This is a genomic window from Bradyrhizobium sp. McL0615 (assembly GCF_049993905.1).
In the GTDB taxonomy this organism is placed as follows: Bacteria; Pseudomonadota; Alphaproteobacteria; order Rhizobiales; family Xanthobacteraceae; genus Bradyrhizobium.
The window spans coordinates 8,657,372-8,679,523 of sequence record NZ_CP188254.1 but is presented as its reverse complement, the minus strand read 5'-3'; the positions used below and the strand labels follow the sequence as shown (position 1 = coordinate 8,679,523).

The 22,152-nt window shown below is 63.5% G+C and carries 23 protein-coding genes; 7 read left to right on the top strand and 16 right to left on the bottom strand.

The genetic code is table 11. From position 1 onward, the window contains the following. The first annotated feature begins 107 nt into the window (after positions 1-107). On the top strand, positions 108-1,007 hold the full coding sequence (locus ACPPVP_RS41830; protein ID WP_426529789.1) for an EamA/RhaT family transporter: 900 nt from the start codon (positions 108-110) through the stop codon (positions 1,005-1,007). Positions 1,008-1,135: 128 nt separating this feature from the next. Then, positions 1,136-1,549 carry a GFA family protein gene (locus tag ACPPVP_RS41825; protein WP_426529787.1) on the top strand — a complete coding sequence of 138 codons (414 nt, stop codon included), beginning with the start codon at positions 1,136-1,138 and terminating at the stop codon, positions 1,547-1,549. Between the two features lie 6 nt (positions 1,550-1,555). Here ACPPVP_RS41825 and ACPPVP_RS41820 read toward each other — a convergent pair whose 3' ends face one another. The 6 genes from ACPPVP_RS41820 to ACPPVP_RS41795 are packed head-to-tail and all read right to left on the bottom strand — an operon-like array spanning position 1,556 to position 4,838. Next, a complete protein-coding gene (locus ACPPVP_RS41820; RefSeq protein ID WP_426529785.1) occupies positions 1,556-1,996 on the bottom strand; it encodes an EamA family transporter in 441 nt (146 codons plus the stop codon). Positions 1,997-2,006: 10 nt separating this feature from the next. Then, positions 2,007-2,480 (bottom strand): DUF1178 family protein, encoded by a 474-nt coding sequence (locus tag ACPPVP_RS41815; protein WP_426529783.1) that lies wholly within the window; start codon positions 2,478-2,480, stop codon positions 2,007-2,009. Then, on the bottom strand, positions 2,477-3,355 hold the full coding sequence (locus tag ACPPVP_RS41810; RefSeq protein ID WP_426529781.1) for a carbon-nitrogen hydrolase family protein: 879 nt from the start codon (positions 3,353-3,355) through the stop codon (positions 2,477-2,479). Before ACPPVP_RS41810 ends, ACPPVP_RS41815 begins: the two co-directional genes overlap by 4 nt. Next, complete coding sequence (gene grxC / locus ACPPVP_RS41805) at positions 3,352-3,624, bottom strand: glutaredoxin 3 (RefSeq protein ID WP_426529779.1); 273 nt, start codon at positions 3,622-3,624, stop codon at positions 3,352-3,354. The genes ACPPVP_RS41810 and grxC overlap by 4 nt, the downstream gene beginning before the upstream one ends. A gap of 29 nt (positions 3,625-3,653) precedes the next feature. Next, positions 3,654-4,463, bottom strand: coding sequence for a ComF family protein (locus ACPPVP_RS41800; protein ID WP_426529777.1), 810 nt, complete (start codon positions 4,461-4,463; stop codon positions 3,654-3,656). 60 nt (positions 4,464-4,523) lie between these two features. Then, positions 4,524-4,838: an NIPSNAP family protein gene (locus ACPPVP_RS41795; RefSeq protein ID WP_426538350.1), complete on the bottom strand. Its 315-nt coding sequence runs from the start codon at positions 4,836-4,838 to the stop codon at positions 4,524-4,526. Between the two features lie 172 nt (positions 4,839-5,010). On the opposite strand from ACPPVP_RS41795, the gene ACPPVP_RS41790 reads away from it, so the two are divergent. After that, positions 5,011-5,856 carry a methyltransferase domain-containing protein gene (locus ACPPVP_RS41790; RefSeq protein WP_426529775.1) on the top strand — a complete coding sequence of 282 codons (846 nt, stop codon included), beginning with the start codon at positions 5,011-5,013 and terminating at the stop codon, positions 5,854-5,856. A 137-nt stretch (positions 5,857-5,993) separates the two neighbouring features. Here ACPPVP_RS41790 and ACPPVP_RS41785 read toward each other — a convergent pair whose 3' ends face one another. From ACPPVP_RS41785 to ACPPVP_RS41775, 3 genes are all read right to left on the bottom strand, one after another. Further along, positions 5,994-6,404 (bottom strand): (deoxy)nucleoside triphosphate pyrophosphohydrolase, encoded by a 411-nt coding sequence (locus ACPPVP_RS41785; protein WP_426529773.1) that lies wholly within the window; start codon positions 6,402-6,404, stop codon positions 5,994-5,996. Between the two features lie 15 nt (positions 6,405-6,419). Beyond that, positions 6,420-7,661 carry a bifunctional glutamate N-acetyltransferase/amino-acid acetyltransferase ArgJ gene (argJ, locus tag ACPPVP_RS41780; RefSeq protein ID WP_426529771.1) on the bottom strand — a complete coding sequence of 414 codons (1,242 nt, stop codon included), beginning with the start codon at positions 7,659-7,661 and terminating at the stop codon, positions 6,420-6,422. A gap of 161 nt (positions 7,662-7,822) precedes the next feature. Beyond that, on the bottom strand, positions 7,823-8,755 hold the full coding sequence (locus tag ACPPVP_RS41775; protein WP_426529769.1) for a peptidylprolyl isomerase: 933 nt from the start codon (positions 8,753-8,755) through the stop codon (positions 7,823-7,825). A 347-nt stretch (positions 8,756-9,102) separates the two neighbouring features. Here ACPPVP_RS41775 and secA point away from each other — a divergent pair, with 347 nt between their 5' ends. Further along, positions 9,103-11,940, top strand: a complete 2,838-nt coding sequence (gene secA / locus ACPPVP_RS41770) for a preprotein translocase subunit SecA (RefSeq protein WP_426529767.1) — start codon at positions 9,103-9,105, stop codon at positions 11,938-11,940. A gap of 131 nt (positions 11,941-12,071) precedes the next feature. Here secA and ACPPVP_RS41765 read toward each other — a convergent pair whose 3' ends face one another. From ACPPVP_RS41765 to ACPPVP_RS41745, 5 genes are all read right to left on the bottom strand, one after another. After that, entirely contained in the window at positions 12,072-12,407 is a 336-nt protein-coding gene (locus ACPPVP_RS41765; RefSeq protein WP_426529765.1) for a GYD domain-containing protein, read from the bottom strand. A 460-nt stretch (positions 12,408-12,867) separates the two neighbouring features. Beyond that, positions 12,868-14,337, bottom strand: coding sequence for a L,D-transpeptidase family protein (locus ACPPVP_RS41760; RefSeq protein WP_426529763.1), 1,470 nt, complete (start codon positions 14,335-14,337; stop codon positions 12,868-12,870). 286 nt (positions 14,338-14,623) lie between these two features. After that, positions 14,624-15,586 (bottom strand): acetyl-CoA carboxylase carboxyltransferase subunit alpha, encoded by a 963-nt coding sequence (locus tag ACPPVP_RS41755; protein WP_426529761.1) that lies wholly within the window; start codon positions 15,584-15,586, stop codon positions 14,624-14,626. Between the two features lie 292 nt (positions 15,587-15,878). Then, entirely contained in the window at positions 15,879-16,841 is a 963-nt protein-coding gene (gene xerD, locus ACPPVP_RS41750) for a site-specific tyrosine recombinase XerD (RefSeq protein WP_426529759.1), read from the bottom strand. A 67-nt stretch (positions 16,842-16,908) separates the two neighbouring features. Next, positions 16,909-17,055 (bottom strand): histidine kinase, encoded by a 147-nt coding sequence (locus ACPPVP_RS41745; RefSeq protein WP_247521898.1) that lies wholly within the window; start codon positions 17,053-17,055, stop codon positions 16,909-16,911. A gap of 143 nt (positions 17,056-17,198) precedes the next feature. On the opposite strand from ACPPVP_RS41745, the gene ACPPVP_RS41740 reads away from it, so the two are divergent. The 3 genes from ACPPVP_RS41740 to ACPPVP_RS41730 all read left to right on the top strand — a co-directional run bounded on the left by ACPPVP_RS41740 (position 17,199) and on the right by ACPPVP_RS41730 (position 20,390). Beyond that, the gene (locus tag ACPPVP_RS41740; protein WP_426529757.1) at positions 17,199-17,831 is read left to right on the top strand and encodes a shikimate kinase; all 633 of its coding nucleotides are present in this window, start codon (positions 17,199-17,201) and stop codon (positions 17,829-17,831) included. Then, a complete protein-coding gene (gene aroB / locus ACPPVP_RS41735) occupies positions 17,828-18,970 on the top strand; it encodes a 3-dehydroquinate synthase (protein ID WP_426529755.1) in 1,143 nt (380 codons plus the stop codon). The genes ACPPVP_RS41740 and aroB overlap by 4 nt, the downstream gene beginning before the upstream one ends. 67 nt (positions 18,971-19,037) lie before the next feature. After that, positions 19,038-20,390: a hemolysin family protein gene (locus tag ACPPVP_RS41730; protein WP_426529753.1), complete on the top strand. Its 1,353-nt coding sequence runs from the start codon at positions 19,038-19,040 to the stop codon at positions 20,388-20,390. Between the two features lie 106 nt (positions 20,391-20,496). Here the strand turns inward: ACPPVP_RS41730 and pyrF are convergent, their stop codons facing one another. Together pyrF and ACPPVP_RS41720 are read right to left on the bottom strand one after the other, a co-directional pair. Beyond that, positions 20,497-21,399 carry an orotidine-5'-phosphate decarboxylase gene (gene pyrF, locus ACPPVP_RS41725; RefSeq protein ID WP_426529751.1) on the bottom strand — a complete coding sequence of 301 codons (903 nt, stop codon included), beginning with the start codon at positions 21,397-21,399 and terminating at the stop codon, positions 20,497-20,499. A gap of 161 nt (positions 21,400-21,560) precedes the next feature. Next, positions 21,561-22,004, bottom strand: a complete 444-nt coding sequence (locus ACPPVP_RS41720) for a hypothetical protein (RefSeq protein ID WP_426529749.1) — start codon at positions 22,002-22,004, stop codon at positions 21,561-21,563. Positions 22,005-22,152 lie beyond the last annotated feature (148 nt).

Genomic DNA, 22,152 nt, shown 5'->3' with positions numbered 1-22,152 from the left:
GACGACGAGAGAATTTCGGCTTAATCGCAATCCTGTCATGACGCTGGTCCTGTTGACCTGGCGCATCCCACCCGGCACGGTGCGCCAGCTTCCCGCCGGTATTTTCCATGCTCTCCGTCGCCACGCTCTGGATTCCCTTTACCATCATCGCTGCGCTGGGCCAGGTCGCCCGCAATGCGATGCAGCGGTCGTTGACGGGGCCGCTCGGGACCTGGGGCGCGACCAATATCCGCTTCCTGTTCGGCTTTCCTTTCTCGATCATTTTCTTCGTGGCTGTCATCGCTGTAACCGGCGACCCCATACCGTGGCCGACGGCCGCGTTCTGGCCATGGCTGCTGCTCGGCGCGCTGAGCCAGATCGTCGGCACAGGCATGATGCTACTTGCGATGAATGACCGCTCGTTCGTGGTTACGACGGCTTATCTGAAGACCGAAGCGATCCAGACCGCGATTTTCGGCTTCATCTTTCTCAGCGACCATTTGACGGTGCTGAAGGTGATCGCGATCCTGATCGCGACCGCCGGCGTGGTCATTGCCGCGCTGCGACCTGGCTCCGAGAAGGGCTTTGCGGATCTGAAGCCGACGTTGCTGGGCCTCGCCGCCGCCGCGGCATTCGCGCTGTCGGCGGTCGGCTTTCGCGGCGCGGTCATTGTCGTGCCCGGCGTATCCTTTGTGACGGCGGCGTCCTACACGCTGGTGTTCGGCCTGTTCGTGCAGACGCTGGTGCTGACGATTTATCTGCTCGTCCGCGCGCCTGACGTACTGATGAAGATTTTCGGACTGTGGCGGCCTTCGATGCTCGCAGGCTTCATGGGCGCGTTCGCCTCGCAATTCTGGTTTTTGGCGTTCGCGCTGACGGCGGCCGCGAACGTGCGTACGCTGGCGCTCGTCGAAGTGCTGTTCGCGCAGGCGGTGTCTTACTATTCGTTCAAGCAGCCGCTGTCGGCGCGGGAACTGTCCGGCATCGTCTTGATCGTGGTCGGCGTGGCGCTGTTAATCGCCGTCTAGCTTTGCGCGCTCACTTGCTTAATGCTGGCGCCGAGCTTGGCATGCGCGATCTATTGACAGCGCGGGCCTCGCCCAGATACTTTACCTCGTGGTTAAGCATTCTCCAGGCCGGAGATGGGAGGGTTCGCATGAGTGGATACGCCGGCGGCTGCACCTGCGGCGCGGTCCGCTACGAGATCGAAGCGGAGCCCGTTCGAAGCTTCCAATGTCAGTGCCGCGACTGCCAGAGGGACACCGGCGCGGGACATGCGTCCGTCATGGTGTTTCCTCGTGCCGCCATGCGGGTCACCGGCGATGTCGTCGAAAATCTGAGAACCGCAGACAGCGGGGACGAGAAGCGAAAGGGGTTTTGCGGCAAGTGTGGCTCGCCGCTCTACAACAAGCCGAGAAACGTGCCTGACATGATTGGCGTTTATGTCGGCACGCTGGATGATCCCTCCGGATTCAAGCCGGAGATCGTGATGTTCGCATCGCGCGGACACGACTGGGATTGTCTCGATCCGGCATTGCCGAGGGTGTCGCATATGCGGCCCTCGTCCTGACCGTTGTTACCGCTTGAAAGCGATCAACACCGCGCCCGTGGCGATCAGCGCGATACCAAGCCAGCCATTGAGCGATGGCCGTTCGCCGAGAAACACCGCGCCGAACAGCGCCACCAACACCACGCTTAATTTGTCGATCGGTGCCACCAGCGTGGCCGGACCGAGTTTCAGCGCGCGGAAATAGCAGATCCAGGACGCGCCGGTGCCGAGGCCCGACAGCAGAAGGAATGCCCAGCTTTTGGTCGAGATCGGTCCGGTCTGGTTGAACTGGCCGGTCGCAAACAAGATCAGCGACAGGCTGATGAGCACGACGACGGTGCGGATCAAGGTGGCGAGATCGGAATTGATGTCTTCGACGCCGATCTTGGCGAAGATCGCAGTCAACGCCGCGAATCCGGCCGAGAGCAGGGCCCATACCAACCAGGATGGATACGTGTCCGGGCTCATCGGCCCTCGATCAATTGCGGTCGTCCGGCAATACTGGAAGCGGAGACACCTCGACGCCTTCGTCGATCAGCGCGCGCGCCTCGTCGGCCGAGGCTTCGCCGTAGATCGGGCGATGCTCGATATCGCCGTAGTGCATCTTGCGCGCCTCGTTGGGGAAGCGCTCGCCGACATTGTCGGCATTCTTCACGATGTGATCGCGCAATTCCTTCAGCTTGGCGCGAAGCTCGCGCTCCTGCGCCATCAGCAGCGGCGTCGATTCCGATGATGCCGTCACTTCCGCAGGTGCGGCCGGCGCAGGCGGGGCTACCTCGCGGCCCTTCTTGCTGACGATCTGCGGGGCCATGATGGCGCGCTCGACCTTCACCGAGCCGCAGGCGGGGCAGCTCACCAGTCTCCGCTTTTCCTGACTTTCGTAGGCCGCAGAGCTTTGAAACCAGCTTTCGAACGCGTGGCCCTTCTCGCAGCGAAGGTTGTAGCGGATCATACCGAACCCCGGACGAGGTGCAGATGCTCGGGGCCGGCCTTGGGATCGGCGATGCCGAAGCGGCGTCCGTGCTGCAGCGACGGCACGGTTTTCCGCGCCGTCTCGACCTTCGAGGTATCGATCTCGGCCAGGAACACGCCGGGTTCGACGCCGCCTTCGGCGAGAATTTCGCCCCAGGGGGCGATGATCAGCGAATGGCCGTAGGTCTCGCGCTTGTTCTCATGCATGCCGGCCTGCGCCGCGGCAAACACGAAACAGCCGTTCTCGATGGCGCGGGCGCGCAGCAGCGTGTGCCAATGCGCCTCGCCGGTCTTTCGCGTAAAGGCCGACGGCACCGTGAGGAACGACGCGCCGGCTTCCGCCAAAGCGCGATAGAGCGCCGGAAAACGCACGTCGTAACAGATCGTCAGCCCGATGCGGCCCCACGGCAGATCCGAGATCACGGCCGTCTCGCCCGGCTGGTAATTGGCGGATTCGCGATAGCTCTCGCCGCCGGGCAGGTCGATATCGAACATATGGATCTTGTCGTAGCTGGCGAGCACATTGCCGTCCGGCCCGATCAAGAAGGACCTGTTGACCGCGCGCTCCGGCGAAAACCGCAGCGCCAGCGAGCCGATATGGAGATGGATCTTCAATTCCGCGGCGAGCTCGCGATAGGCTTTCAGCGAGCGATCGTCTTCTTCGGAGGCGAGATGTTCGAACAGCGCCTTGCGGTTCAGCTGCATCATGTTGCTCACCTCGGGCGTGAGCACGTAATCGGCGCCTTGGGCGGCGGCCTCGCGGATCAGCCTGCTGCCCTGCTCGAGGCTCGGTTCGGGCAACAGCCCGGTGCGCATCTGCACCATGGCGGCGGTAAAGGTCGAGCCAGCGCTCATGAGGAGGCCTTTTCTCCCGCCAGCATGCCATCGAGCTTGCCCGCGCGATCCAGCGCGTAAAGCTCGTCACAGCCGCCGACATGGGTTGTGCCGATGAAGATCTGGGGAAAGGTCGTGCCGTGGCCGGCGCGCTCGTACATCTGCTCGCGGTAGGCCGGGTCCGCCGCGATGCTCAATTCGGTGAACGCGGCGTTCTTGCGCGTCAGCAGCGATTTGGCAGCGGTGCAATAGCCGCAGCCCGGGCGGGTGTAGATTTCAATGGCGGTCATGGCGTGCTCTGATTTGGCAAGTCTTTGAATTATATGGGAGCCCGGTGCCTGTCCACAACCCGCGCGAATACCAGTACGTCGACCTGCGCGGCCTTGGCGCGCGGCAGCACGCGGGCGCAGGCGTCCGTCGTAGCGCCTGAGGTCAGGACATCGTCGATCAGGACGATGCGACGGCCCTGGATATCAGCCATGCGATCGGGAGCGACCTTGAAGGCGCCCTGCACGTTGCTGGCGCGCTGCGGCCGGGACAGCCCGATCTGCTGTTGAGTCGGGCGGATGCGGCGAAGCGCCTCGGAGGCCAGCTTTACGCCGCTTTGGCGCGAAATCACCCGCGCCAGCGCGCCGGACTGGTTGTAGCGGCGGCTCCAGCCGCGCCGCCAGTGCAGGGGAACCGGCACCAGCACGTCGGCGTCTGCGAGCAATTCTTGGCCCGCGCGGGCCATCCAGCGGCCCATGGCGGGCGCCAGATCGGTGCGGTCCTGGTATTTCAGCGAGTGAACCAGTGTGCGCGCGACGTCGTCATAGCGCACCGCGGCGCGGGCGCGCTGGTACGCCGGTGGGCTGGCGATTGCCTCCATCGACAGCAATTCCGGACCTGGATCGTAGACAAAGGGGATGCCGAGCCGCGGACAGAACGGTGGCGCGATGAACGACAGTTTGGCCCAGCACCCCGCGCAGACGCCCTCGCCATCGACCGGCTCGCGGCAGGAAACGCACAGCGTCGGCAGCGCGATATCGAGCGCGAGTTTTGGGAGATGCGCGAACCCGTCGCGGCAGGCGCTCAACGCGCCGCGCAGGTGGCTGGTGATGGAGCGTGGTGGTGATGCCTCGGCGTCCATGGGAAGAGGCTAGCGCTGTACTGCGCAACGCTCAAGTCGATGGACTGTTCTTATCTGTCCCTATGGCTCTTTCGGAAGCACAGGTCGGAAGAACGACCGCTCAAAGCGGATGAAGCAGCGTGTTTGCTTGGCGAAGGCGAGTGCTTTCTGAACGTCCGGATCTCCGGCGCTGTCTTTCCGATACTGTTCATAGGCCGCGAAGCTCGGGAAGCTGAACATCCCGAGGGCAACGTCGCTCGCCCCTTCCGACGGCAGGAAGTATCCGTGGTGGATGCCGCCGAATCTCGGCAGCAGTTGCAGCCACATCCTGCCGTAGGCTTCGAATTCGGCGAGTTTGTCCGGATTGATTTCGTACTTCAGGTAACAAGTGATCATCGTCTGATGCTCCGTCGCGCCACTAACCTGACGCTTATTCATAGCTTGGCCGCGAGCGTGCGGTCACGCCCAAATTTTATGAAAGATGCTCACCTCGTGACCGGAGGCTTACGAAGCCGCCCTTGTCATGAAGAGGGATTGAGATGGACCGCTGACCGTCGTACCAACCGGCATGGCCTCGAACCCGACCGCCGCGCCCATCCTGTTCGACCGCGCACTGTTGCACGCGCGGGTTGAACGCGCGCGGCGTACCGGACCGGCGACGTTCCTGCTCGATCGCGTCAGGGAAGATTTTGAAGAACGGCTGCAGGCGGTGACGCGGAATTTTGCCGATGTTGCCGATATCTGGACGCCGGGCGAACTGCTGAAAAAACCTGTCACTGATCGCTTCCAGTCGATTACCCGCATCGATCCCGATCAATCGGAAGCGCTCCCACTGCAGCCGCAATCGCTCGACCTCGCCGTCTCGGCGCTCGCACTCCAGTTCGTCAACGATCTCCCGGGCGTGCTGGCGCAGATCCGTCGCGCGCTCAGACCCGACGGGCTGCTGCTGGCGGCGACGATTGGCGGCGATACGCTGACGGAGCTCAGGCAATCCTTTGCCGCGGCGGAAGCCGAATGCGAAGGCGGGGTCTCGCCGCACGTCGCGCCGTTTGCCGATCTGCGCGATATCGGCGCGCTGCTGCAACGCGCAGGGCTGGCGCTTCCGGTCACCGACGTCGATCGCGTCGTGGTGCGCTACGACAGTGCGTTTTCGCTGATGCAGGATCTTCGGCGCATGGGCGCCACCAACGTCCTGATCGAGCGGCGGCGCACGCCGACCCGCCGCGCCACCATGCTGCGGATGGCGCAGATTTACGGCGAACGTTTTGCCGACGCGGACGGTCGCATCCGCGCGACCTTCGACGTTATCTGGCTGTCCGGCTGGGCGCCGCATGAGAGCCAGCAGCAGCCGTTGAAGCCGGGTTCGGCGAAGGCGAGCCTGGAGGCGGCGGTGAAAAAGGGTAAGGGGGAGTAAATCGACTTCTGCGTTCGTCATTGCGAGAAGCGAAGCGACGAAGCAATCCATCTATCCCCGGGTTGAGGCATGGATTGCTTCGCTGCGCTCGCAATGACGTGGTGGGCGCTGCGCCGCATCCGGGGAACGCCGTCTCGTCACATCAACACATCAATCAGATGCGGGATCAGCGGAATGTCCGCGGGCGGCATCGGGTAGTCGCGCAGCTTGTTGGCGCGGACCCAGGCCAGCTGCTGGCCTTCGCGCGCGATCACCAGGCCTTCCCAGCGCCGGCAGATGTACAGCGGCATCAGCAGATGGAACGTGTCATAGGCGTAGCTCGCAAAGGTCAGCGGCGCCAGGCACGGCTCGCTGACGTCGATCCCGATCTCCTCATGCAGTTCGCGGATCAGCGTCTGCTCCGGCCGTTCGCCGGGCTCGACCTTGCCGCCGGGAAATTCCCACAGGCCCGCGAGCGCCTTGCCTTCCGGGCGCTGCGCGATCAGCACGCGCTTGTCGGTATCGACCAGGGCGCAGGCGACGACGAGGGTGAGCTTGATGTCAGCCATGCGCCGCGCTCTCGCTTATGACCGGTAGTCGCCGTTGATCGCGACATATTCCTTGGTGAGATCGCAGGTCAGCACGCGGTCGCGGCCCCTGCCGAGGCCTAGCGTGACCTTGATCTGGATCTTCGGATTTTTCATCACCTCGGAAACCTCGGCCTCGTTGTAGGACGGATCGCGAGCGCCACTCTTGGCGACGCGGATGCCGTTGAACGAGATCGAGAGCTTGTCGCGGTTGGCGGGCTCGCCGGCCTTGCCGACCGCCATCACCACACGGCCCCAATTGGCGTCCTCACCGGCGATCGCCGTCTTCACCAGCGGCGAATTCGCGATCGACATCGCGATTTTGCGCGCCGAGGTCTTGGTGGTCGCGCCTTCGACGATCACCTCGACCAGCTTGCGCGCACCTTCGCCGTCGCGGGCCACCTGCTCGGCGAGGTCGGCCAGCACACCGTGGAAGGCTTTGGCGAACGCCTTCAGCCTGGGATCGCTGGCGCGGCTGATCTTCGGCGCACCCTCGGCAGCGGCGGCGCCGGTGGCGAAGGCCAGGAGCGTATCCGATGTCGAGGTGTCACTGTCGATCGTGACGGCGTTGAAGGTGTCGTCGACGCCGTTCTTGAGCAGCGTCTGCAGCACGGAAGACGACAGCGGCGCGTCGGTGAACACAAAGGACAGCATGGTCGCCATGTCGGGCATGATCATGCCGGCGCCCTTTGCCATGCCGTTGATGGTCACCTTGGTCTTGCCGAGTTTTACAGTCGCGGTCGCGACCTTCGGGAAGGTATCGGTGGTCATGATCGCTTTCGCCGCGGCCATCCAGTGGTCGGGCGTGGCGGCCTCAGCCAGCGTCGCCAGCACGCCGTCGAATTTGGTGGCGTCGAGCGGCTCGCCGATCACGCCGGTGGAGGCGAGGAACACGTCGGAGGTCGTGCAGCCGACCGCCTTCGCCGCGGTTTGTGCGGTCAGCGCCGTCGACTGCTTGCCGGTCTTGCCGGTGAACGCATTGGCATTGCCGGAATTCACCACCAGCGCGCGGGCCTGTCCGCGGCCGAGCTTGGCGCGGCACCACTCGACGGGTGCGGACGGACATTTCGATTTGGTGAAGACGCCGGCTACCGTGGTTCCCTTGTCCATGACGGCAAGCAGCACGTCGGTACGGCCCTTGTAGCGGATGCCGGCGGCGGCGGTGGCGAGCCTGACGCCCGCAATCGCGGGCATGTCGGGAACATCGGTCGGGGCGAGGGGAGAAACAGGAGTGGACATGCGTGCACCTTCTTCGACCAGATCAACCGTCACCGGACCTGCCCCGGCACCGACGTCTTCGGGGCCAGTCAACCAGTCCCCGGACATGGAACGGCCGGGCGCTTCGGCCCGGCCATGACGATGGTCAATACTATTGGTCCGAAAGAAGGGACAGCGATTTTTTACTTCTTCGCCGGCGCCATCTTGGAGTCCGCGGGCTTTGCAGGCTCCTTGGCGGCGTCCGGCTTGGCCTCGGTCTTGGCGGCTTCGGCCGGCTTGTCCATGCGCTCGACCTTGGCGGCTTCGCGCAGCTTGGCGACGTATTCGGCCTGGGCCTTGCGTGTCACATAGGTCTCGATCTGGGCCCTGACCTGCTCGAAGTCGGGGGCCTTGCGGGCGCGCTTTTCCTCGACCTTGATGATATGCCAGCCGAATTGTGACTTGACGGGGTCGGAGATCTTGCCGGGTTCAAGCGTGAAGGCGACGGCGGAGAACTCCGGCACCATCTGTTCCTTGGTGAAGAAGCCGAGATCGCCGCCATCGGAGGCGCCGGGGTCCTTGGACTTCTTCTTCGCCAGCTCGGCGAAGTCGCCGCCCTTCTTCAGCTCTTCGGCGATCGCCTTGGCCTCGTCCTCGGTCTCGACCAGGATGTGCCGGGCGTGGACTTCCATTTCGCCGGTGATCTGCTTGGAAGCCTCCTCATAGACCTTCTTCATGGCCTCGTCGGTGGTCGCAGCCTTGCCCTCGGTGGCGAGCAGGCTGTCCATCAGCAGGCGGCTGCGGGTGAAGGCCAGGCGCCGCTTGAAGTCCTCGGAATTCTCGACCTTCTTGTCTTCGGCGGCCTTGGCGACGATTTTCAGGTCGATCAGGAAGGCCAGTACATTGTCCTTCTTGGTCGCCGGGTCCATCTGGGCGAGGCTGGGGCCGAGTTCCTCTTCCGCCAGCGCCACATCGCTCTGGCGGATCTCGACACCGTTGACCTTGGCGAGAACGGGGTTGTCCTGGGCACGAACCGGCTGGCCGGCGGCCAAAATCGCAGCCAGGCAGGCCGTTGCGGCCAGGGTGGCGAGGCCGAAGCGCAGGCCGGTTTTCGTTTCCGGGAACGAGGCGGTCATGGAAAATCCTTGTCTTGAAGAAGGGGGGCGGCAAAGGCGGCGGGACACTCGCCCAATCATGCGGCCTTGGCAACGCGAAAAGTCTGTCAAAATGATGAATTCCTTGACAGATGGACCCACGTTGACAAGGCCCCAACCCAGCCATATCTGTGCCGGAACCTCCAGCGGCGATAGCGCTTATTTTGCTACGTTTTTTGCCGTTGAACCTTGGATTGCTTAATTCCCACTCATGAGGCGGCTGGGCCCCGGGAACGGGTGTTTGCCGCGATGCGTCACGGTGAGTTGATAGGCAGCTTGGTGGACTACGTCACGGCGCAACGCAAGTAACGGCAAAGGCAGGAATTGGCATGATCGGCGCGCTCGCCCGCAAGTTTTTCGGCTCCGCCAACGACCGGCGGGTGAAGGGATATCAGTCCCGTGTCAACGACATCAACGCGCTTGAGCCCGAGCTCGCCGCGCTGTCCGACGAGGCGTTGAAAGCCCGCACCGCCGAATTCCGCCAGCAACTCGCCGACGGCAAGACGCTCGACGACCTCCTGGTACCGGCCTTCGCCACCGTGCGCGAGGCCGCCAAGCGCACCCTCGGCCAGCGCCATTTCGACGTCCAGCTGATCGGCGGCATGGTGCTGCATGAGGGCGACATCGCCGAGATGAAGACCGGCGAAGGCAAGACGCTGGTGGCGACGCTCGCGGTCTATCTCAACGCGCTGGCCAGCCGCGGCGTTCACGTCGTCACCGTCAACGACTACCTCGCCCGTCGCGACTCGGAGTGGATGGGCCAGATCTATAATTTCCTCGGGCTTTCCGTCGGCGTGATCGTCCACGGCCTCGACGATGCCGAGCGCAAGGAAGCCTATTCGCGCGACATCACCTACGGCACCAACAATGAATACGGTTTCGATTATCTGCGCGACAACATGAAATACCGGTTGGAGGACATGGTGCAGCGCGGCCATTTCTACGCCATCGTCGACGAAGTCGACTCGATCCTGATCGACGAGGCGCGCACGCCGCTGATCATCTCCGGCCCGCTCGACGACCGCTCGGAATTCTACAACACCATCGACACCTTCCTGCCCAAGCTCGACAAGACCGATTACGACGTCGACGAGAAGCAGCGCACGGTGACGCTGACCGAAGCCGGCATGGAGAAGATCGAGACGCTGCTGCGCGACGCCGGCCAGCTCAAGGGCGATTCGCTTTACGACGTCGAGAACGTCTCCGTCGTGCACCACATCAACCAGGCGCTGCGGGCGCACTCGCTGTTCACGCGCGACAAGGATTACATCGTCCGCGACGGCGAAGTCATTATCATCGACGAATTCACTGGCCGCATGATGCAGGGCCGCCGTTATTCCGAAGGTCTGCACCAGGCGCTGGAAGCCAAGGAGCACGTCCAGGTCCAGCCGGAAAACCAGACGCTGGCCTCGATCACGTTCCAGAACTATTTCCGGATGTACGAAAAGCTCGCCGGCATGACCGGTACGGCGCTGACCGAGGCCGACGAACTGTTCGACATCTACAAGCTCGAGGTGGTGGAAATCCCGACCAACGTGCAAGTCGCGCGCCTCGACGAGGACGATGAAGTCTACCGCACCCAGAACGAGAAATACGCCGCGATCCTGGCTGAGATCGAACGCGCCAACAAGCGGCTGCAGCCCGTGCTGGTCGGCACGGCCTCGATCGAGAAGTCGGAGGTGCTGGCCGATTATTTGAAGAAGAACGGCTACAAGCAGATCGATTTCGGCGCGGAACACGGCATGGAGAAGCTCTACGCCGCGGCGCGGGCGGGCAAGCCTGCCAAGCTATTTGCGGTCCTGAACGCGCGCTTCCACGAACAGGAAGCCTATATCGTCGCCGAAGCCGGCGTCCCCGGCGCGATCACGATCGCGACCAACATGGCCGGCCGCGGTACCGACATCAAGCTCGGCGGTTCGCTCGATATGCGGATCCAGCAGGAGACCGCTGACATTACCGACGAGGCGGAGAAGGCCAAGAAGATCGAACAGATCAAGGCCGACATCGAACGCTTCCGCGAGATCGTGCTGAAGGCCGAGGACGTGGTCGAGGTCGAGCCCGCCAAGGGCAGCAGGCCGGCCAAGACCATCACCAAGCCCGGCGGGCTCTACATCATGGGCTCGGAGCGGCATGAATCCCGCCGCATCGACAACCAGCTGCGCGGCCGTTCCGGCCGTCAGGGCGACCCCGGTCGCTCAAAATTCTTCCTGTCGCTGGAAGACGATCTGATGCGGATCTTCGGCTCCGACCGGCTCGACAGCATGCTGCAGCGGCTCGGCCTGCAAGAAGGCGAGGCGATCATCCATCCCTGGATCAACAAGGCGCTGGAAAAGGCGCAGCAGAAGGTTGAAGCCCGCAACTTCGACATCCGCAAGAACCTGCTCAAGTTCGACAACGTGCAGAACGACCAGCGCAAGGTGATCTTCGACCAGCGCGTCGAGCTGATGAAGAGCGACAGCGTGGCCGACATGGTCGCGGACATGCGTCATGATTTCATCGACGACATCGTCGTCAAGCATGTGCCCGAACACGCCTATGCCGAGCAGTGGGATGTCGCGGGCCTCAAGGAAGAATTGAAGCGCGTGCTCGATGTCGACCTGCCGGTCGAGGAATGGGCCAAGGAAGAGGGCATTGCCGACGAGGAATTGCTGACGCGGATCGAGCAGCGCGTCGACGAGCACATGGCGGCCAAGGTGGCGCAATGGGGCCCCGACGTGATGCGCTACGTCGAGAAGACGATCCTGCTGCAGACGCTGGATCACCTCTGGCGCGAGCACCTGATCATGCTCGATCATCTGCGTCAGGTGATCGGCCTGCGCGGCTACGGCCAGCGCGATCCGTTGCAGGAGTACAAGTCGGAAGCCTTCGGCCTGTATGAGGCGATGACTGCGCATCTGCGCGAGGCGGTGACGGCGCAATTGATGCGCGTCGAGATCGTGCCGCCGGAAGAGCAGCAGCCGGCGCTGCCGCCGATGGAAGCGCACAAGTTCGATCCGAATACCGGCGAAGACGAGATGGCCTTTGCCAGCGCCTCGCTGGTGCCGGAGACCGCTGCCGCCGATCGCGACCCCAAGAATCCCGCAAGCTGGGGCAAGGTCGGCCGCAACGAGGATTGTCCCTGCGGTTCAGGCAAGAAGTACAAGCACTGCCACGGGAAGTACGGTTAGGCATTGATTCAATAAGCTTTGTCGTCTTCCCCGCAACGACAATGGTGGCAGGCCATCGCCTGCCACCATTGTTTTGATGAGCATGTTCGACGGCTGTCAGCACCACCATTGCCGGAGCCGTCACCGATCATTTAGCCACCGGGCGGCCTGTACGAGCCACGAAGCTCGGCCGCCTTTTGCCGAACTTTTGTGATTTCGTCCTGCGTCCACAGCCGCGTGAGGTTTACATTGTGGATCGCGCCGGCTGCGACGACAGTGCCTGATATCGCCGGTGCTGAGCTGGGATCGGGCACATCGAAGATAACGAGGACGCCGGGCCCGTTGGTGGCAGTGCTATACATCGAGATCAATTTGCCGCCGGCGGCTTCGATCAGCTTTTTTGCTGCTTCGTAGCGACTGACGGTGGGATTTTCCAGAATGCCGTTGAGAGCTTTTGGCGTGTATTGTCCGGTCATACAAAAATGCATGATGTCCTCCTGTTGGGGCGTGTTTGATCGATGAGGCGTTAGCCTCGCTTCCGGCTCAAATGAAAAACGAGCCGGCCCAAAACCTGGAGATGAAGGACTTTAGCCCCGCCGTGGGCATGATGCCGCTGATACTCCGACGGGCCTTCGGCACTGCCCGCTGGCGGCCTGTCCTCAGGCTATATTAACTTCGCACCGGGCGGAAGAAGTCATGCCTCAACGGTGAAGCACTCTGGTACCAGCAGGCCTGACACACTCAAAAGTTTCAGGCGCGGCGAAGCGCAGCGGGACAATGAAGACGTGTCGTTGAGCAGCGTAGCGGATCCGGCGTCGTCATCCGCGCAAGCCGATGAACCAGACAGCGCTGTCTCGCTAAATTCACCGTCGCCAATGGCCGATGCCGCTTTTGCGGCACATGACGGCGCTTGTTGTTCCGGAGTCTGCGAAAGGCGCGTCGAGCGTCTTACTTCGTCGCCCCGAAGCGGCTGTCGAACGAGTTCGACGACACGATCGGCGCGGAGCCTGAGACCTGATTGTCCTTGGCAGCGGGCGCCGAGCTATCGACCGACGGCTTCAGCGGCGGACGGTTGGCGGCGGCATGCTTGGCGTCGGGCTTCGGCGCCGCGGCCTTCGGTGGCGACGCGTCGGGACGGGGCGCGGTTTGCTTGGCCTCGATCACCTTCGGCTTCGCGGGCGGCGTGCTTGCGGTCGCGTCAGCCGCGCCGCCGCCGATACCGACCTTGCGGGCCAGGCTGGAGAACCATCCATCATTCTCGGCCGCCGGCGCCGCATTGGCGACGCGCGTTGGCGCTGCTGCAGGGGTAGGAGCCGGGGCCGCGGCAAGCTTCGGCGGTTCCGGCGTACCCATCAGCAGATTATCGGAGGGCGCCTTGGGCGGATTGACGTGGGAGGGAATGGTGCCGGGCGCGCGGGCCATCAGCGACAGGGAGCCGTCGCCGGGCTCCGAAAGACCAGTGTTGCCGTCGGGTACGCGCGCAGCGAACACGCGATGCATGCCGCCGTCGATGCCGGTGTTGATCCGCGCCATCGGCGTTCCCTTGGCGATCAGCCTTGCGGTCTCGGCGATGTCGGTGGCCTGCTTCTCGCGTACGGCGTCGGCCATCTCGTCTGATATCGCATAGTCCGGGCATTTGGCCGAAGCGTCGAACACGAGATCGCGCGTCGCGCCGGGCTTCTTGATCGCATCGAACACGTATTTCTTTTCGCAGAAATCGACCTTCGGCTCCTGCCGCGTCACCTCGAAATGATCATTGCCTTCCTTGATCATCTTCCAGAACGGCATGTTCGGGTTGTTGCGGTGCTTGGCCATGTTGGCCGGCGTCATCTTGAACGGATAGGCTTGCAGCTGGAACGATTTCTGGCCGCCGAAGAAGGATTCGCGGCCCAGCGAATAGATCTCCGCGATCTGCTCGTCGGTCATCGCATAGCAGCCGCGCGAGGAGCAGTCGCCATGCACCATCAGCTGCGAGCCGGTGCGGCCGAGCGCCTTGTCGAAGGCGTTCGGATAGCCGGTGTTGAAGGAGAGATAATAGGCCGACTGCGGATTCATCTGCGCCGGCGAGATCGTATAGAAGCCTTCCGGCGCCTGGCGGTCGCCCTCGCGGACCTTCGGTCCGAGATCGCCGGACCAGCGGCAGATCGGATAGGTCTTCAACAGCGCGAAGCGGCCGGAGCGGTCCTGCTTCCAGATCTCCAGTTCGGCTTCCTGCTTATACAGGCGGACCAGGATCGGCGACTGCAGATCCATGTCTTTCGCCGTCATGTCGGCGACCAGTTTTGGCGGGACCGGCTGGTTGGCCTTGGCGTTGTTGGCCAGCGAGATGTCGTCGCCGTTGCAGCTGGCCAGCAGCGCACCTGCGCCCGCAAGGGCAGCCGACGTGACGAGCGCGCGAAGCAGGGAACGGTTAATCAAAGGCTAAGCTCCACACCCACCGGGCATTTTCGCACCCCAAATCACAGCGAACATGCCCTGAAGCCAATGCATAAAATTGTACCCTTTGACCTTCCGCGCCGCAACCCGAACGCGATGCACCGGCCGCTTCCCGGCAGGCATGGTCAATAGAGTTTAAAGACTGCGTCTGGGCCTAATTAGGGCCGAATCAAGTGATCCGGCCAAATAAAGCGTCATTAAGACGGCGCCAACGAATGGGATGCCGGAGGTCGGTCGACGCCCATCCGGGGGCGGGGCAAGGGCCCAATCAGCCGAGCTTGCGGCCGATATCGAGGAATTTCTGCCGCCGCTGCCGGCGGACGCCGTCGGCGTCCAGATTGCGGAGTTCGTTGAAGGCCTCGGCGATCGCATCGCCGGTCGCCGAGATCATGGCGGCGGAATCGCGGTGGGCGCCGCCGGAGGGTTCTTTCAGGATCTGGTCGATGACGCCGAAGCGCAGCATGTCCTGGGCGGTGATCTTCATGCCGTTGGCGACTTCCTGGGCCTTGGTGCCGTCGCGCCACAGGATCGAGGAGGCGGCCTCCGGCGAGATCACGCTGTAGATCGCGTGTTCGAACATCAGCACCTTGTTCGCGGTCGTGATGGCGATGGCGCCGCCCGACATACCCTCGCCGGTGATGATCGCGACATTGGGAACGCCGAGCGAGAGGCATGTGTCGGTCGAGCGTGCAATGGCTTCCGCCACGCCGCGCTCCTCGGCGCCGATGCCGGGATAGGCGCCGGCGGAATCGGCGAGAGACAGCACCGGAATGCCGAAACGGTCGGCCATCTCCATGAGTCGAACGGCCTTGCGATAACCTTCGGGGCGCGCCATGCCGAAATTGTGCTTGATACGGCCGTCGGTGGTGGCGCCCTTCTCCTGGCCGATCACGCAGATCGGCTCGCCGCGGAAGCGGCCGAAGCCGCCCACCAGCGCCTCGTCCTCGGCGAACTTGCGGTCGCCGGCCATTGGCGTGAATTCCGTCATCAGCGTGTTGACGAAATCGGTGAAATGCGGGCGCTGCGGATGACGCGCCACCAGCGTCTTCTGCCACGGCGTCAGATTGGCATAGAGGTCGGACAGCGCCTGCTGCGCCTTGTCCTCAATGCGCGCAATCTCGTCGCCGATGTCGCTGCCGGACGCTGCCAGCGCGCGCAGTTCATCGACCTTGGCCTCTAGTTCGGCGACGGGTTTTTCAAAATCGAGATAGCTGCGCATCTGATCCGGCATCGAGACAATATAGGTAACAACGTGCTTGGAGGCGAAGCGGTTTCGATTCGCTTAAGGAAAGCACGCATCTTCAATGATTTAGCATGCATCTCGGCCCGGATGACCCGGTTTGCCGAAAGCGCGCCAAACAAGGCCGCGGGCGGGAGACGGCTGTTTCGGTGGAGATGGCCCGGAAGTCAAGCGGGAGTGAGTCTTGCAGTCCCGTAGCCCGGATGGAGCGCAGCGTAATCCGGGATGGTCGCTGGCTGGGAGAACCCGGGATTGCGCTGCGCTCCATCCGGGCTACGAGAGCTTACTTCTCCGCCAGCGGATGCAGGTCGCGCACCAGGCTTTTCAGGCGTTCCTCGACCACATGGGTGTAGATCTGCGTGGTCGAGATGTCGGTATGGCCTAGCAGCGTCTGCACGATGCGCAGGTCGGCACCGTTATGCAGCAGGTGGCTGGCAAAGGCGTGGCGCAGCACGTGCGGCGAGACCAGGCGCGGCGCGAGGCCCGATGCCGCCGCCAGTTCTTTCAGGTCGCGGGCAAAATGCTGCCGCGTCAGATGGCCGCTCTCGCCGAAAGAGGGAAACAGCCATTTCGAAGGGGCGGCGCCTTTCTTCTTCTCTGGCTTGAGCGCTTCTATCGCGGCGAGGTAATCGGCCATCGCCTGCCGCGACGCTTCGTTGAGCGGCACCAGCCGTTCCTTGTTGCCCTTGCCGCGCACGACGATCATGCGGGCATCGCGCCGCGAGGCCGACAGCGGCAGCGCCACCAGTTCGGAAACGCGCAGGCCCGTGGCGTAGAGCACTTCCAGCAGGCAATACAGCCGCATCGCGCGCAGCCGCTGCTGCGGCGAAACGTTCTTGGCCTCGCTCAATTCTTTGGCCCGCGTCAGCATGCGATCGACATCCGCGATCGACAGCACCTTCGGCAAGCCCCGGCCGCGTTTCGGGCCGGACAGGATCGCAGCCGGGTCGTCGCTGCGGATGCGCTCGTTCAGGAGAAAGCGGAACAGATGCCGCATCGCCGAGAGCCGGCGCGCCACGCTGGAGGATTTGAAGCCTCTGACGTCGAGGTCGGCGAGGTAGTCCCGCAGCGAATCGGTGCCGGCGCCGGCAAAGTTTTGTCCCTTGCGGCCGAGAAATTCGGAAAAATCCGTGAGGTCGCGGCGATAGGCGTCGAGCGTGTTGTCGCCCGCACCCTGTTCCGCCGCGAGCATGTCGAGGAACAGGTTGGTCAGTTTCGCGTCTGTGGCCGTCTTGCTGGAACGCATTGTCCCCGACATCCCGTCACGAGATGCCGCTCCCCGAATTCGTCTCTCACAAATCAGACGATAGCGGCTATTTCTTGAGGAACTTGTCTGCGGGGATGGTGACCGTCATTTCCCGGGGTTTTGGGGTGACGAAATTCGCCAGCGAAAAAATCACGCCATAAATCACCCCGGCGATGATGCCGACGACCGTCAGAAAGCGGAACAAACTGGGCATAGGGGGCTCAGGGCGGCGAATTAACCAATGGAATCATCCAACATGTTCCCATCCCCGTGGCAAGAGCCTCTGGCGGGGGCGTCAATGGGGGTAGTATAGGTGTCGCTGCCGCGGGCAAGTCCCGCAAAACCGCAGAGTTTTTGATGTCCGAGACCGCCGCACCGGCACAACCGAGCACCCCCCAGGAGGCCGACATCACGTCGGCCCTGGGAAGGCGTTCGGTCGTGCTGGTCGGCATGATGGGCGCCGGCAAGTCGACCATCGGCCGTCGGCTGGCGGCCCGGCTGCGCCTGCCGTTTCTCGATGCCGATATCGAGATCGAGAAGGCGCGGGGCATGACGATCCCCGAAATCTTCGAGGCCCACGGCGAAGATTATTTCAGGGATGGAGAGGCGCGGGTGATCGCCCGCCTCCTGGCCGACGGGCCATGCGTGCTTGCGACCGGCGGCGGCGCCTTCATGCGCGAGGAGACCCGCAACCGCATCCGCGACAAGGCGGTCTCGATCTGGCTCAAGGCCGACGCCGACACCATCATGAAACGGGTACGCCGCCGCGCCGACCGGCCGCTGCTGCAGACCGCCGATCCTGAAGCGACCGTCAACCGGCTGCTCAGCGAACGCGAGCCAGTTTACCAGAGCGCCGACCTGACGATCGGTTCGCGCGACGTGCCGCACGACCGCATTGTCGACGAATGTATCGATGCCCTGCGCGCCCGGCTGTGTGCCGGCGCAACCGTTGTCCAGCCAACAACCGACGGGATGAACGTCACGCCATGACTGCGCCGCTGAAACATTCCGCCGATATCACGGTCGACGTCGCCCTCGGCGACCGCGCCTATGACATCGTCATCGGCCGTGGCGTGTTGCAATCGCTCGGCGCCCGCATCGCCGCCCTGCGGCCGGGCGTGCGCACGGCCATCGTCACCGACCGCACCGTGGCAAAGCATTGGCTGGAGCCAACCGAGCAGTCGCTGGCGGAAGCCGGCATCCCGACATCGCGCGTCGTCGTCGAGGAAGGCGAGATATCGAAAACCTATGCTGGTCTCGAAAAGGTCTCTGAGGCGCTGATCGCGGCCAGGATCGAGCGCAACGATCTGGTGATTGCGCTCGGCGGCGGGGTGGTCGGCGATCTCGCCGGCTTTGCGGCGGCGATCCTGCGGCGTGGCGTCGATTTCGTCCAGGTGCCGACCTCACTGCTGGCGCAGGTCGATTCCTCGGTCGGCGGCAAGACCGGCATCAACTCGCCGCAGGGCAAGAACCTGCTCGGCGCGTTCCATCAGCCGGTGCTTGTCATCGCCGATACCTCCGTGCTCGACACGCTGTCGCCGCGCCAGTTTCGCGCCGGCTATGCCGAGGTCGCCAAATATGGCGTGCTCGGCGACGAAGCCTTTTTCAGCTGGCTCGAATCTAACCACGCCGACATCTTCTCCGGCGGCGCGGCGCGCGAGCACGCGATTGCGACCTCCTGCCGCGCCAAGGCCGCGATCGTCTCCCGCGACGAGCGCGAGAACGGCGAGCGCGCGCTGCTCAATCTCGGCCACACCTTCGGCCATGCGCTGGAGGCCGCGACCGGCTTTTCCGACCGCCTGTTCCACGGCGAAGGCGTCTCCGTCGGCATGGTGCTGGCGGCGGAATTTTCCGCCAAGCTCGGCATGATCTCCGAAGCCGATGCCGCCCGCGTCGAACGCCATCTCGCTTCTGTCGGTCTGCCGACCCATCTGCAGGACATCGCGGGCTTCGCCCAGGAGGGCCTCGCGGATGCCGACGCACTGATGGCGCTGATGGCGCAGGACAAGAAGGTCAAGCGCGGCAAGCTGACCTTCATCCTGCTGCAGGCAGTCGGCCGCGCGGTGGTCGCAAACGACGTCGAGCCGGCGCTGGTGCGCGATTTCCTGCAACAGAAGTTGTCGGGATGAGAACGGGATTGCCGGGACGCAGTGTGGGCCAAGCGTCGCGCGAGGCCGGGGCCGTCACGAGGCATATATGAGTTCGACCGCGTCCAATCTGCTGCTTGCGTTCCTGCTGCTCGCCGCCAACGCGTTTTACGTGGCCGCCGAGTTTGCGCTGGTCAAGAGCCGCGGGTTTCGCATCAGGGCGATGGTCGAGCAGGACCGCTTCGGCGCGCGCCTGCTGCACGGCATGATGGGCAATATCGAGGCCTATCTCGCCTGCTGCCAGCTCGGCATCACCATGGCCTCGCTCGGCCTCGGCTGGGTCGGCGAACCGACCGTGTCCGCGCTGCTGGAGCCGGTGCTGATTCCACTCGGCATGTCGGAGCGCACGCTTCACTTCATGTCGTTCATGGCGGGCTTTCTGGTGTTCTCTTCGCTGCACATCGTGATCGGCGAGCAGGTGCCGAAGACGCTCGCGATCCGCCAGCCGATGCCGGTCTCGCAGTGGATCGCCTATCCGCTCCATCTGTCCTATCTGGTGTTCTATCCGCTGAACTGGCTGCTCAATAGCGCCTCACGCGGGATTCTGCGCCTGCTCGGCGTCAAGGAATCCTCGCAGCACGAAATCCTCACCGATTCCGAGATCGAAGGGCTGGTGGAAGAATCTGCCGTGCATGGCGGCATCGAAAGCGGCGAGGCCGAATATATCCACAACGTCTTCCGCTTCGGCGACCTCGCCGTCTCCGACGTCATGGTCCACCGCACCGCGATGGTGCTGATCAACGCTGACCTGCCGCCGGACGAACTCGTGGGCGAGGTGCTGGCGACCGAATACACCCGCATTCCGCTCTGGCGCGAGAAGCCGGAGAACATCATCGGCGTGCTGCACGCCAAGGATTTGCTGCGCGCGATCCGGGCCTCCGAGGGCGACACTTCGCGGATCAATGTCACGGCCATCATGCTGCCGCCGTGGTTCGTGCCCGAGATGCGGCCGCTGTCCGAACAGTTGAAGGCGTTCCGCCGCCGCAAGACCCACTTCGCGCTCGTCGTCGACGAGTATGGCGAGGTCGAGGGCATGGTGACGCTGGAAGACATTCTGGAAGAAATCGTCGGCGATATTTCCGATGAGCACGACGTGGTGGTGGCCGGCGTCCGCGCCCAGCCCGACGGCTCCGTGGTGGTGGACGGCTCGGTGCCGATCCGCGATCTGAACCGCGCCATGAACTGGCATCTGCCGGACGAGGAGGCGACCACCGTCGCGGGCCTCGTGATTCACGAGGCGCGCTCGATCCCCGATCGCGGCCAGAGTTTTACCTTCCACGGTTTTCGCTTCCGCGTGCTGCGGCGTGAGCGCAACCGCATCACCGCGCTCAAGATCGCGCCGGTGCCGCGCGAAGCCGAGGGCGAGGATCCGAAGCCGAAGCGGGCGGGGACGGCGTTCTAGAGCGTTTTCAAGCGAAGTGGCGACCGGTTCGCGTCAAGAAAACGCGTCAAATCAAGAATCTAGAGCCCCGTTTCGATTCCATCGAAACGGAAAAGGCTCGAGAGCGTCAGGCCGGGACGGCGCGATTGCCGAAATAGTCATAGGCGACCGCCGCCTTGAATTCGTCGATCCGGCCGATGATGAGCTCTCGATAGTTTTCGGCGGACATCCTGCGATCCCGCGCCAGCGTCAAGCCGCGCGATACCGGAATCAGCAGGTCGCCCGGCGTGTCGCCGCGCAAGGAGTGAATGGCTGCGGCGTCTCCGCCCTGCACGCCAAGACCGGGCGCCAGGATGATCGAGCGGGGTAGCAATTGCCGCAGACGCCGGCCTTCATGCGGCACCGTCGCGCCCACCACGGCGCCGACCGCGTTCAGCCGGGAATCGCTGTTGGCGTTGGTTCCCATGGTGGCAATGAGATCGGCGAGTCGATCGGAAACAAGGCGATTACCCGTCATCTTGTCTTGCAGCCAGCCCGCGCCGGGATTGGACGTTCGACAGAGCACGAACAGGCCCTTGCCAAAGCGATTGGCGCATTCGACGAAGGGCTCCAGCGTATCCGGTCCCATCAGGGGATTGACGGTCAGGCAGTCGGCTTCAAAGTCGCCGCTGCCGCCGGCCGACGCGGGGGTCAGGTAGGCGCGGGCATAGGCGGAAGCCGTAGCGCCGATGTCCCCGCGTTTGGCGTCGAGAATGACACCGATGCCGGCCGCCCGTGCTTTCCTGATTCCGGCGGAGAGCGCCGTCAGACCCGTCAGTCCACACGCTTCGAAATAGGCCGACTGGAATTTGACGAAGCCGACGCGTCCCTCGATGGACTCGATCATGAAATCGACGAACCGCCCGATCCACTGGCCGTCGTGCCCGAAAAACTCGGGAATATCGGAAAGCGAGGGGTCGATGCCGGCGACAAGGTCGCCAAATTTAGCGACGTTTCTTTCGACCAGCTCAATCCATGAAGGTAATTCCATCCTTTGCCTTCCCGGGAAAAGACGCTGACTTTGATCCCGGAGATCCAAATAGCATTTTCGGTCGGCGAAATGGAATGAAGTTCGAATTGCACACGGTTGATTGCCTCCCGGCCGGCGCGGCTGTGTAGCTGTGGCATCAGCGCGTTTCCCCACGGCCATGACTATTCGATATCGATGCTGATGCCGCTGAGCTTCCACTGGCCGTCGGATGGGATGAAGCCGAGCTGGTACTTCACCTTCTTGGGCGTCGTGTCGAAATGGCCTTTAAGGCGCAGCACGCCCTTGTCGTCGATCTTCGCCTCTTCATCCGGGATGACCGGGCTTGCGACGATCGCGTCGAACACAGCGTGCTTCTCGACCAGGTCCTTGAAGACGGCCCGCAGCTTGTCGGGCGGAAACTGATCGCGGAACGGCTTTGAAATCCTGGCGTGGAGAACCGTGAAATTGTCCGACGCCACCGCGTCGTTGAGCGTCACCAGAATGCTCTTGATCAGGATTTCCTGGACGAAGGGGCTCGGCATATCCAGCGCGTGGGCCCTGATCGGGGAGGCCGCAGCCAGCAGCGCCACGGCGGCGGCCCATCGGAAGCGTGCCCAATATCGCATCGGACGACCCCATCGACCTGCGATGGAATCGGGATCAACTCGACCCGCGTCTGAACGGAATCGGATCCATCGCTCCTGCGATCGTCTCACAGTTGCGAAAACGGTTCTACCGTCCCGGCCGATCTGCACAGGAAGCTGGCGGACCAAC